General features: G+C 39.4%; 7 protein-coding genes. 5 read left to right on the forward strand and 2 right to left on the reverse strand.

Features of this window, described 5'->3' with window-relative positions; all coding sequences use genetic code 11:
* Positions 1–4: 4 nt before the first annotated feature.
* From ACJJVX_RS12780 to icd, 4 genes are all read left to right on the forward strand, one after another.
* A complete protein-coding gene (locus tag ACJJVX_RS12780; protein ID WP_405631739.1) occupies positions 5–2257 on the forward strand; it encodes an NAD(P)-binding protein in 2253 nt (750 codons plus the stop codon).
* Positions 2258–2355: 98 nt separating this feature from the next.
* Positions 2356–4626, forward strand: a complete 2271-nt coding sequence (locus ACJJVX_RS12785; protein ID WP_405631741.1) for a TonB-dependent receptor — start codon at positions 2356–2358, stop codon at positions 4624–4626.
* 29 nt (positions 4627–4655) lie between these two features.
* Positions 4656–7361, forward strand: a complete 2706-nt coding sequence (locus ACJJVX_RS12790) for a 7TM diverse intracellular signaling domain-containing protein (protein ID WP_054206271.1) — start codon at positions 4656–4658, stop codon at positions 7359–7361.
* A gap of 223 nt (positions 7362–7584) precedes the next feature.
* Positions 7585–8844 (forward strand): NADP-dependent isocitrate dehydrogenase, encoded by a 1260-nt coding sequence (icd, locus tag ACJJVX_RS12795; protein ID WP_405631744.1) that lies wholly within the window; start codon positions 7585–7587, stop codon positions 8842–8844.
* 1 nt (position 8845) lies between these two features.
* Here the strand turns inward: icd and ACJJVX_RS12800 are convergent, their stop codons facing one another.
* Both ACJJVX_RS12800 and ACJJVX_RS12805 read right to left on the reverse strand, forming a co-directional pair.
* Positions 8846–9295, reverse strand: coding sequence for a hypothetical protein (locus ACJJVX_RS12800; RefSeq protein WP_405631906.1), 450 nt, complete (start codon positions 9293–9295; stop codon positions 8846–8848).
* Between the two features lie 170 nt (positions 9296–9465).
* Positions 9466–10413, reverse strand: a complete 948-nt coding sequence (locus ACJJVX_RS12805; RefSeq protein ID WP_170174202.1) for a LysR family transcriptional regulator — start codon at positions 10411–10413, stop codon at positions 9466–9468.
* Between the two features lie 104 nt (positions 10414–10517).
* On the opposite strand from ACJJVX_RS12805, the gene aceK reads away from it, so the two are divergent.
* The gene (gene aceK, locus ACJJVX_RS12810; protein WP_405631747.1) at positions 10518–12344 is read left to right on the forward strand and encodes a bifunctional isocitrate dehydrogenase kinase/phosphatase; all 1827 of its coding nucleotides are present in this window, start codon (positions 10518–10520) and stop codon (positions 12342–12344) included.
* The last annotated feature ends 212 nt before the right edge of the window (positions 12345–12556 follow it).

Below are 12556 nucleotides of genomic sequence, written 5' to 3' on the forward strand. Positions count from 1 at the left end.
TAGTATGAGTAATGAAAAAATAGCCATTATCGGTGGTGGGGTTGCTGCTATGACTGCTGCGTTGTATTTGACTGAGCAAGATGATTGGCAGCAGCATCGCGAAATTACTGTTTATCAGCAAGGGTGGCGTTTAGGGGGAAAAGGAGCGAGTGGGCGAAATGCAGCGATGGGCGAGCGTATAGAAGAACATGGTTTACATGTTTGGTTTGGAGCATATGTAAACAGCTTTAAAGCAATCGAAACGGTTTACAATAAATTAAATCGCCCTACAACATGCGCATTAAGCACGTGGCAACAAGCGTTTAAACCACATAGTTTTATTGCCTTAGAAGAGCATATAGATAATGAGTGGGAAACGTGGCCAATTGATTTTCCTGTTTTACCGGGTAACCCTGCAAACGGCAGTTTAGATATTACAGCATGGGATTTTATTAAAATGACCCTTGCGTGGTTAAAAAAATGGATCCCGCAACTAGAAATTGCAGCAAATCAACAAGCTAAAAGTACACAATTAACAACTAAAAAAACACGTGATAAATATTTACTACAACACCTATACCAACATGTTCAAGAGCTAGCCACTGATGGCAGTGATGCGTGGAAAACGTTTACACATGATATACAAAACTTAAGTCAAGAGATCACATCAACGCCCAGCTTACTGGTCGATAAATTAAATGAATTTACACAAAATAAAAATACATTACAGCCTCAAATATCTGAGAAAAAAGATAGCTTAGTAATTTGGTATATCGTCAGAAAGTTAAAGCGCTGGCTTAATCAAGAATTGACAGAGTTAATGGATGAAAATGCACAATTAAGACGCTTATATATTTGTGCTGATCTTGCAATTGCAATGCTTGTCGGGCTAATCAAAGACAAAGTTTACCGTGATGGTTTTGGTGTTATTAATAAGTATGATTTTCGCCAATGGCTGCTAAAAAATGGCGCGAATAAACAATACAGTGTGGATTCGGCCCCTGTGCGTGGGTTTTATGATTTAGTGTTTGCATACCCTAAAGGGGATTTTAGCAAACCGAATGTAGAAGCTGGGGTTGCAGCATTAGCAATGTTGAGAATCGCATTATGCTATCGTGGTGGTGTTATGTGGAAAATGCAGGCTGGAATGGGGGATGTGATTTTTTCACCACTTTATGAGCTCTTAAAGCAAAGAGGGGTTAAGTTTGAGTTTTTCCATCAACTTCAAAATATTACGCCTGGCTATGATAGTAATGGTAAGCGTTGTGTAACAGAAATTGAATTGCAACAACAGGTTGAACTGAAAAATAATACTGAGTATCAACCCCTTGTTGATGTTAAAAGTTTACCTTGCTGGCCAAGTGAGCCCCTTTATAATCAAATTAATACAGCGCAAGCGACGCTATTACAGCAATATAATATTAATTTAGAGTCTTTTTGGACAGACTGGCCAAGTCGTTATCAAGCTGAATTTGGTCAGCCATTGCCTCACAAAACATTGCGTTTCAAACACGATTTTGATCAACTTATTCTTGGTGTTTCTGTTGCATCATTGGAACATATTTGCCCGCGTTTATTAGCTATTGATGATGCATTTGCTGCACAAGCTAAAAATGTTCTTACGGTAGCAACGCAAGCCAGCCAGCTTTGGTTAAATAAAACAGATCAGCAGCTTGGTTGGGAGTATATGCCGCCAAGCGAAGAAGGGCCGATTTTAAGTGGTTTTAGCGAACCATTTGACACGTGGGCTGCAATGCAAAACTTAGTAGACAAAGAGCAATGGCCATTGAATAACAGTCCAAAAAACATTGCCTATTTTTGCAGTGCCTTTGCCTGTGCAGAATATCCACCACAAAGTGACCACACGTTCCCAGCGCGAGCAAAAGCTGATGTAAAAACGAATTTAACACAATTGGTAACGACTAATATGCAGCCATTATGGCCATTAGCTTATGATCAAAATGGCTTTGATTGGTCAGTATTATATGCAAATGATGTGTCAGGCAAAGCGCGTTTAGATCAACAATATTGGCGAGTTAATGTTGACCCGAGTGAACGCTATGTTTTGTCTGTAGCAGGTTCGAGCCAGTATCGTTTAGCGACGGATGGTACGCAGTTTAGTAATTTATTTATAACAGGGGATTGGATCAAAACGGGTGTGAATGCCGGTTGTGTTGAAGCGGCTGTTATGGCAGGAATGCAGACAGCGCGAGCATTATGTGGATATCCACAATATATAAGTGGAGAAAATGCATTTGAGCCGACAAAAACTACCTAAAGTTACTGATATTTAGACTACTTTTAGTAATTAATTAGTCTATAATTATAAATAATTACAGTATATTTACATACTCCTAGGATAAAGGTCTGTTACGAATGAAAAGCCTATGCAAACCAATTTCAAATCATGTGTTGTTATTGTGTTCATCAAGTTTAATTTTGCCATTGAGTCTTCAGGCGCAAAATGAAGCTGCTGTGGTGTCAAAAAGTAACATGGAAGTGATAGAAGTGTATGCGCAAAAACGCGCTCAAGCGATTGAAAAAGTAAGTATTGCGGTCAGTCATGTAAAAGGAGAGGCATTAACATCTCAACATTACAAAGACACGACAGAGCTTTCAGTATTCGCACCTAATGTAAAAATTAGTCAAAACGCAGCTGAAGGCACACCGCCGGCAGTTAACATTCGTGGGGTTGGTTTAGTAGATTATAATACTGCGAATACATCGCCAGTGGCAATATACGTTGACGACGTGGCGGTTGGCTCTGCGAGCAATCAAATAGTTAACTTTTTTGATATTGAGCAAGTGGATATACTGCGTGGTCCCCAAGGAACATTATTTGGTAGAAACTCTACCGGTGGGGCGATATTGATTCGTACAAAACGCCCTGAGTTTGCCCAAACGGGTTACCTGAGTGTTGGTGCTGGCAATAATAATTCAGTAACTCTTGATGGTATGTATAACACTCAAATTAGCGAAAATAGCGCTTTGCGCGTGGCGCTTAATCATCAAGACTATGAGTATTCTACAAAAAACATTTATACTCAATCACCTACCGCAGGTATGCAACAAACAAATGCGCGTATTTCTTTGTTAACCGACTTTGACAATGTTCAACTATTATTAAAAGGACACATTGAAGATTGGCAAGGAATTGTACAGCCTGTGGGGAGTATTGGGATTGTAGCTAATCCGCTAACATTGCAGCCGTGCTCTGTTGAACAAGCGGGCTCTCAAAATTGCTTTGATAATTTTGGTTTTAACGATGGCAGCGACGACTTTTATACCGTGAGCGTAAATAATGACTCGCCTCATAAAAGCGACGGTAAAGGTTTTAGTGCACATTTAAACTGGCAAATAAATTCTGAAAATGAGCTCGTCTCCATATCAAGTTATAATCAGTTGGAGCGAGACCATGCGTTTAATTGTGATGGTTCTCCACAGCGTCTTTGTGAAGGTTCATTAGGGCTAGATACAGACTTTATTACTCAAGAGTTACGTTTAGCAACACAATTTGGTGATCATACTCTCACAACTGGAATTTATTTTGCTGACGAATCGATAAAGCAAAATAATGTAAATGATATATTACGTGATTATCGTGGTATTTTGCCCACAAATTTAACTGCAACATTTTATTACGACAATCAAATTGATACGCAAAGTCTTGCTTTGTTTAGCCAACTTGATTATCAGCTAAGTACGAAGTGGTGGATTGCGGCAGGGCTTCGTTATTCGTATGAATCACTGGAGTACGATTCACTCTCTCAATTAAATGCCATTGTTGATCCTAGCGACCTAGAAGGCGCTATAGTGCCTTTTTATCATGTGAAAGGAGAGCAAAGCGACAACGGGTTTTCAGGACAGTTGTCTGTAAATTATCAACTAAGTGAGACCACAAACACATATTATAGGTTTGCAAACGGTGCAAAAAGCGGGGGTTATAATGGTGGGTTTTTATCATCACCAGAGCAAGCTGAGTTGGCCGCCTATGATAAAGAACGCCTAAACTCCCATGAAGTTGGTACTAAATCTTGGTGGCCTGAGCACGGTGTGCGAATGAATTGGGCTGCATTTTATTATGATTATAATGATCAACAAGTATTTATGAATCAACCATCAGCATCGCCACAAAGCCCGCCAGTTCAGCTGTTAGAAAACGTTGGTGATTCTACTATTTACGGTTTAGAAGCAGAGTTTGATTATAAAGCCAATGATGCATTATCAATGCGTTTTTCACTGGGTTATATACCGCATGCCGAGTTTGAAGAGTTTGTAGATCCACTTGGCAATAGTTTGACCAATAACCGCCTACCTTTTACATCTAAGTGGAATGTTTCGGCAGCGATAGAGTATGCATTTGAGCTTGCAAATAATCCACTAACAACTCAACTGGTTATTGATTATCAATCTGATTATTACTTTGATCAGAACCAAAACCCCTATGCCTTTCAAGACGGCTATAGTTTAGTTAACGGTAATATTCGTTATCAGATGGATCAGTGGTCAATGATATTGTGGGGAAAAAATTTATTTGAAACGCATTACTCTCATTTGAAATTTGATTTAGGCCCATTCTTAGGTATGCTAGAAGACTTTAAAGGTGAAGGTCGCCGGTATGGGCTTGATGTTAGCTATCAGTTTTAAAAACATGCAGATAGATTAAGGTGCGTTATATGGAAGTAAAGGCAGCCTTAAGCCTTAAAGTAATAATATTTATGCTTTTTAGTTTGCTGTATTGCGGTACAGCGACTGCGGCGAGTATGCCTGATCTTTTCATTTATGATGAACAGCAGCATGAAACCAATCTTTTGCAAGTAGGTTCTGTGTTGCAAAGTAATCACAGTGGTTTTGCGCGCACAAGTGACGAGCTCGAAACGTGGATCTTAAATAAAAAGCCGCAAAATCGTACAACCTATTTTGGTGGTAGTTATTGGCTTGTTTTACCTTTAGAAAACCAAACTAAATTAACTGAATTAGTCCTGTATCCATATAATACGTTGGTGTCTAGGGTTGAAACACGTATTTATGATCTCGATACGCCTAGCGCACCTGTAGCACGTTATATTACAGGTGGCTTAGAAAAAAATGAATTCGCATTTCAATACGGTAATAAAATAACGCTGATCCCAGGGAAGCGTTATGTATTAGTCACTAAATTTGAAAGTGACTACTTTTATACTCCGCCTAAATTAGTTTTAAAACCTTACGATGATTTTTTTCCTCAAATTACCTTACAGAACATGATAATGCTGTTGTGTTTTGGGGTGGGGATTGCTCTAGGGTTATATAATTTACTGATTTATTTTGGTGCGCGCGATGTGACACACCTTTATTATGCAATGTTTACTGCATGTTGGGTGTTTGCATGGAGTCAGTTTTTCCATATTCCGGATCAAATATTTGGCTATTACAATGCACATTTGCATTGGTTAGGCTTTACGCTTATTCCCCTTACAAACATCTTATTTTATAACAGCTTACTTAAGCTTAAAGAAACCTCACCGAGATTATCCATTGCGTCGTTATTACTCGGGGCGGTTGCTACGTTAGGCGTACCATTTGCAATTTTATGGCCTGGTTTTGGTTTTATATGGGCCACTTTTGTTACCGGTGCAACCTTATGCTTAGGCATGTTTATTGGTGTGCGAAGCTGGATGAGTGGGTTTAAACCAGCGCGTTATTTTGTAATGGCTTACCTTGCTATGGCGATCCCTAATATGGTTGGGAATCTGACTAACCTAGGTTTGATACCTCCTATAGCGATTGATTTGTATTTACTGGGTCTTATAGGTACATCACTGGATGCGATGCTCTTGGCATTTGCAGTTGCAAATAAATTTAGCCTTTTACATGACGATAATGTTGAGTTAACTAAAAATTTAGAGCAAAAAGTGCAGCTGCGCACACAAGAGCTTGAACAGTTAGCTGAAGAGCTAAGGGATGCAAGTGAAGCAAAAAGTCGTTTCTTAGCGAATATGAGCCATGAAATTCGTACCCCTATGACATCTATTATTGGCTATGCAGATGGGATCATTTTAGGGGACATAAAGCCTCACGAGCGTAATCACGGTATTCGCGTTATTTTGCAAAATAGTCGGCACGTCTTAGGCTTAATTAATGATATTTTAGATATGTCAAAAATTGAAGCAAACCGATTAGAAATATCGTTAGTTGAAACTGATTTATTTTCAACCATTGCGCATATTGAATCTATACTTGGTAAACAAATTAGAGATAAAGGCCTAAAATTTAATGTAAATTATGAATTTCCTTTACCTGATTGGATTATTTCTGATCCAACACGCTTACGGCAAATACTATTAAATCTTGCTGCTAATGCGATTAAATTTACGACCGTTGGAAATATAGAACTATCAGTAAGTTGTGAAAAAGATCAATTGTGGATCAAAGTCAAAGACACGGGCATCGGTATGACCCTTGCTGAGCAGCAAGAGTTATTTACCCCATTTTACCAAGCTGATGCAACGAACACGCGTAAATATGGTGGAACTGGATTAGGCTTAAATATATCAAAAAGTTTGGCTCAAAAATTAGATGGTGATATCAGCGTTCATTCTGAAGTAGGCAGCGGTAGTGAGTTTAGCCTAGCTTTAGCGTTACAAATAACTGAAAAAACACGCTGGGTTAACAGCTTTGAAGATATATCAATTGAGCAACCAAAAGATTTAGTCTCTTCACAATGCCAACGCAACTTAGTGGGTGAAGTACTCGTTGCTGAAGATCACCCTGAGAACCGTCAGTTAATCGAGCGTATTTTACAGCGTATGGGGTTAACAGTTACGGCAGTGGAAAACGGGCAAGATGCAGTGCAAGCAACACTTGATAATCAATTTGATTTAATTTTATTGGATATTCAAATGCCAGTGATGGATGGTGAGCAAGCTATTCATATGATGCAGGCGACGGGTTTAACAACACCAATAGTTGCATTGACGGCAAATACGATGAAAAATGAGATTGATCGTTATCTAAAACAAGGATTTGTTGATCACATTGCAAAACCAATAGATCGCAGTCAGTTTAGCCATAAAATTGCCAGTTATCTTGATATAGAAATGCACGAAGAAGTTAAATTGCCTGATCATGAATTTGATGCGTTGAAAAAAACGTATATTGAAGGGTTAAAAAATCAAAGAGATACCATTGCGGCCCAGTTTGGCAGCGGTGATATAGATGGGTTAGCAAAAAGTATTCATATGATAAAAGGGACAGCAGGGATGTTTGATTGCGATGCGCTTTATCAGCAAGCTGTTTGTTTAGATAAGTCGCTCAAAGCAGATAGCATCACCTTGGATAGTCGTTTAGTTAATGGATTATTAGCTAAAATGGACTCGATTATATCCCCAGTTAAACAATGAATTTATTATTTAGACTGTGACCCCACAGCCACGCGATCTGCTACTGAGCGTTAACCCAAAAGATTTATTGTCCTCAGCATTTTGTTCACATACCGCTCAACAAAAAACTGTTTTAGCATGATTATTTTATTGTTGAATAGTAACTATAGATGCTCTAACTACGACAGATCATTATAAGCATGGTTTAATTGTTATGTTTTTTATACAAACACATAGGAATATTATGGGCTATCAACATATTGACGTGCCGCCAAATGGCGAACAGATTAGCATTGATGAACAAGGCCAATGGCATATTCCTCTACAACCTATTATTGCTTATATTGATGGTGATGGCGTTGGGCAAGATATATCACCCTGTATGCGAAAAGTGGTAAATCACGCTGTTGATGTGTGTTACCAAGGACAGCGTAAAATTCACTGGATGGAAGTGTTCAATGGTGAAAAAGCAGCGCAGCTTTACGATGGTGATTGGTTTCCGCAAGAAACAATACATGCTGTTAGGCAGTTTAAAATTGCTATAAAAGGCCCTTTAACCACACCGATTGGTGGTGGTTTTCGTTCACTCAATGTAGCCCTTCGTCATGAAATGGATTTGTTTGTCAATATGCGGCCTATTAAAGGCTACAGTGTATTACCTTCGCCACTGAAACATCCTGAAAAAACTAACATTGTGGTGATCCGCGATAGCTCAGAAGATATTTATTCTGGCATAGAATGGCAAGCTGGCAGTGTTGAAGCTGAAAAAATGTTGGACTTTTTATGTCAAGAAATGGGCGTTACTCGTCTACGCTTTGATCAGCAATGTGGTATTGGCATTAAGAATATCTCCAAAGAAGGGTCACAGCGTTTAGTTCGCTATGCAATTAATTATGCGCTGGAGCAAAAAAGTGACTCAGTCACTGTTGTGCATAAAGGTAATGTGCTTAAATTTACTGATGGTGCATTCAAACGCTGGGGTTTTGCGCTTGCACAGAATGAGTTTTCAGCAGTACCACATAGTAATGGTCGTTGGCTTGAAATTCCGCGAGAAGGCTTAGCACCACTGGTTATTAAAGAAGTGATTGCTGATAACATGCATCAACAAGCGCTGATGAACCCTGAGCAATTTGATGTGGTCGTGACAACCAATCAAAATGGTGACTATTTAGCTGATATGCTAACAGCACAAGTGGGAGGGATTGGCATCATGCCTGCGGCAAACTTAAATAATGAAGTGGCTTTTTTTGAACCAACGCACGGGACTTTTGAGCGAATAGCTGGTCAAAATAGCGCTAATCCAACAAGTAGCATTTTAAGTGCGGTAATGATGCTACGATTTATGAAGTGGCATGAAGCAGCAGATCAGATAGAGCGTGCTTTGCAATACACATTTGCAGCGGGTGAATTGACCTTTGATTTACAAGAAGATCCACATAACTCGACTACCCTAAGTTGCAGTGATTTTACACAAAGGATAATCGAGCATTTAAAGCACTCATAGCTTAGGCTGCATTGGCGTTACTAAGTTCTGCACGATACATACAAGGGCGGTTAACAAGGGTTGCAGCACGGTGATAAATAGCCTTTGCATCATGTTCATCGCTAGGTGTGCCGCTTAGGGTATCCATTAACGCAACCACAATGATTGCAGGCACCTGGCAACAATATTCATCGAGTACCGCGGTTGTTGTTTGCGCATCAACATGACAATGAGGATGATTATGTTCAACTTTGTACGCATGCAATAATGTTTGCACGTCTAAGCTATCATCTTCAAGGTGTTTGTTTTTACGGCACTGGCAACCAAACTCATCAACTAATGTGGCTAATGCCTGATACACATCGTCACAATCTATCGTCATTTTTTTACATAGCTGTTGCTCAATAAAAGCATGTAAATGACCATCGATGAATAATCCGTCTTGTTGGGTAAAGCTTGCTGTAGTTTGCATCATAATGTTGTCTCTTAATTTTAGTGGCTAACTCATTTGGTATGACTTCACTCTAGCCCTAAGAACACTATTTATGAAATTGTTGTTTTCAATAACTGATATTGATTTAATCAATATCGTGAATTGGATTGAATCGTAGCATAAGTTTTTAAAGATTGGTTTGAACAATCTCAGCGATCCGCAATTGTTGCAGCAAAATTTTGTAATTCTCTGCGTAACCATTGATGCGGGCTTGCATGGTGCAGTAGTGGGCTCCAGATCATTTTTACCTCTATAGGCACTATTTGAAATGGTACAGGGCTGATCACTAAGTCAGTGTGTTTGGTTAGTAGCATTGCTTGTCGTCTTGGTAATGTTGCGATTAGCTGGGGAGATTGGCACAATAAACTTGCCACCATGTAATGACGGGTAAACACCCTAATATGGCGGGTCTGCTCTAATTGCCAGAGTGCCTCATCTACCCAGCCTAATTTTTGGCTCCCTGATTTATTAGTAACCGCAGCTTCAGCCCCCCAGCCAGCACGATTAACCCAAATGTGTTCTGAGGCCAAATATTGGTTTAAATTGGGCTGCTGTAAAAAGGGGTTTGCAGGGTGCATTAAACAGCAATAATTATCCCGCCACACACTGGATTGATGAAAAGATCGCGGCAAACCATTAAAGCGATTAATCGCTAAATCAATAGTGCCTTTTTCCATATCTTGCAGGTTTACATCGCTAGGACTGAGTACATCAAAATTAAGTCCTGGGTGTTTATTAAGCTGTGCGGTTATAAATGGAGCGATTAAGGTTGATTCTAAATAGTCATTTGCCATCACTCTAAATGTCATGTGTGCAGTAGTAGGATCAAAAACATCACTGGGCTGAGTAATTGCCTCGGCCATTTTTAACAACGCCTCTATTTCTGGCTTTAAGCTTAAGGCTTTTGCAGTCGGAGTCATAGAGCCTGCGGCGCGAACAAGTAGCGGGTCGTCAAATAAATCACGTAAACGCTTGAGTGCATTACTCATTGCAGGCTGTGTTAACGCTAATTTATTTGCCGCCTTAGAGACATTTTGCTCATCTATGAGTACATTTAAGTACACCAGTAGATTGAGATCGACATTTCTTATATTCATTTGATCAATCTTATTCATTCGCTGTATTAATTATCTAAATTAAAGCCTGCTTGCTAAGGTGTGTAAACCCATAAAATTACATAGCCACCATAAGTGATAAAAATATGCCCAAACAAAACACACAAACACTGTTAGCGGCTTCACCGAATGATGCCATAGAGCATGTTATTGCAACTAAACTAGCACGGGCTGTATTTGCTGGGTTTGAAGGCATGTTTGCTGCATTTTTAAATATTACCTTGGGTGCACAAAGTCGCTTTGAGCAACGACAATGGTTAGATGTGCAATCAGCAATGCGCGAGCGCTTACAAGTGTATGAGCGCCAAGTTAAAAGCGTGAGTAATGCAGTGCGAATAATTGCTTTTAAAGAACTACATGACCCACGGCTATGGGAGCAAGCAAAACACATTTATGGAGAAATGGTCGAAAATCACGAAAACCAGCCCATTGCGCACACATTTTTTAATTCAACATTTGGCTCTATTTGGGACGATAAAAAAATACGCACTGTTCATTTGTTTGTTTTAAAAGCTAAGTACCGCGCTAAACCAAGACCATTTGACAATTTAGTGAGCCGAATTTCATTACAAAATGGCTTTACTCATGCTGTAGCACAACTAATTTATCGCCAAGCTTTTCGGGTTAAATTTACAGATTTACACAAGGATGTTGATGCTTTACAGCGTACTTTAACACTAGGAGCAAAGCAGCAATGTCGCCAAGTATATGAATTGATGAATCTAAATGATGGTTTTATTGAATACGCTAATTCATTATTTTTTAGAAATAAAGCCTGTTATTTAATTGGCCGATGCATTGCTAAAAATGGCGATAATATGCCTTTTGCAGTGGCGATATTACATACTGAAAATGGCTTAAAGCTTGATGCTGTGATGATGGGGGCTGATCAACTCAGTTTACTGTTTGGCTTTGCACGTACTTATTTTATGGTTGATACAGATCAACCAGCCCGTTATGTAGATTACCTGTCAGTGTTAATGCCACATAAGCAACGATTTGAGTTATTTAATGCCATAGGTTTTATTAAACACGCTAAAACTGAATTTTACCGTTACAAAGTAGACACGACTAAAAATAGCCCCACACACGATAAGTACATTATTGCCCCAGGGACTCCAGGTATGGTGATGCTGGTATTTACGACACCGCACTCTGATTATGTTTACAAGGTGATCAAAGATAGATTTAGCGCACCCAAAACATCCACTAAAGCACAAGTAATGGCAAAATACGATTTTGTAAAACAAGCCGACAGAGTAGGGCGTTTAGTCGACACGCATGAGTTTCGCTATTTGGCATTTGATTTAAGCCGTTTTAGCGATGAACTGCTTGAGCAAATGCGCGCGAGTATTGGCAACAGCATGGCAATTTCAAATAAAGCGCTCGTGCTAAAACATGTGTACGTTGAGCGTAAAATGACCCCGCTTAATTTATACATTAATCAGTGTGACAACAAACAGCTTAGTAACGTAATGCACGATTACGGTAAAGCAATTAAAGATTTAGCTGAGGCTAATATTTTTCCTGGTGATATGCTGATGAAAAATTTTGGCGTGACACGTTGGGGCCGTGTGGTGTTTTATGATTACGATGAAATATGCCCATTAACAGATTGCGAATTTAGAGATTTACCAACGAGCCAAAATAGCTTTGATGAGATCAGTAGCGAAAGCTATTTTGATGTAGCCGAAAACGACGTATTTCCAAGTCAATTTAACGTTTTTTTTAGCGCAAACAGGCAGGCGTTTAGTTATTTTTGCCAGCAACATCACAATTTATTCAGCCCTGAATTTTGGCAGCAATGTCAAAACCAAATCAATGCAGGGCATCTGGCTGATGTGTACCCTTATAAACAAAGTTGGCGCTTTATACCCAAACCACCTCAAGATGCGAGTTGCAGTTGGAGTTAAAAGCGATTTAGACAAGGCATTGATTGCAAATAATGGTTGTTCCCTTGTTAAAATCAATAACACAGTATAAATCGCTTTTAAACCAACCCATTGGGCGTTTCACAGGCGCTTACTCTCATCGTTGTTACTTCTTAAAAGGGACTGCCATTGTTGCAAAGTAACGCCTTGATATTAAGCCCCTGTGAAACGCTGAATCCTGCATCTTGAGGTGA

It is taken from the genome of Pseudoalteromonas sp. Ld20, assembly GCF_045064175.1.
GTDB classification, from domain to species: Bacteria; Pseudomonadota; Gammaproteobacteria; order Enterobacterales; family Alteromonadaceae; genus Pseudoalteromonas; species Pseudoalteromonas neustonica.

Excerpts from the sequence above, each read along its gene's own strand:
- ACJJVX_RS12780 (WP_405631739.1), top strand. The coding sequence starts at position 5 with ATGAGTAATGAAAAAATAGCCATTATCGGTGGTGGGGTTGCTGCTATG.
- ACJJVX_RS12785 (WP_405631741.1), top strand. The coding sequence starts at position 2,356 with ATGAAAAGCCTATGCAAACCAATTTCAAATCATGTGTTGTTATTGTGT.
- ACJJVX_RS12790 (WP_054206271.1), top strand. The coding sequence starts at position 4,656 with ATGGAAGTAAAGGCAGCCTTAAGCCTTAAAGTAATAATATTTATGCTT.
- icd (WP_405631744.1), top strand. The coding sequence starts at position 7,585 with ATGGGCTATCAACATATTGACGTGCCGCCAAATGGCGAACAGATTAGC.
- ACJJVX_RS12800 (WP_405631906.1), bottom strand. The coding sequence starts at position 9,295 with ATGCAAACTACAGCAAGCTTTACCCAACAAGACGGATTATTCATCGAT.
- ACJJVX_RS12805 (WP_170174202.1), bottom strand. The coding sequence starts at position 10,413 with ATGAATATAAGAAATGTCGATCTCAATCTACTGGTGTACTTAAATGTA.
- aceK (WP_405631747.1), top strand. The coding sequence starts at position 10,518 with ATGCCCAAACAAAACACACAAACACTGTTAGCGGCTTCACCGAATGAT.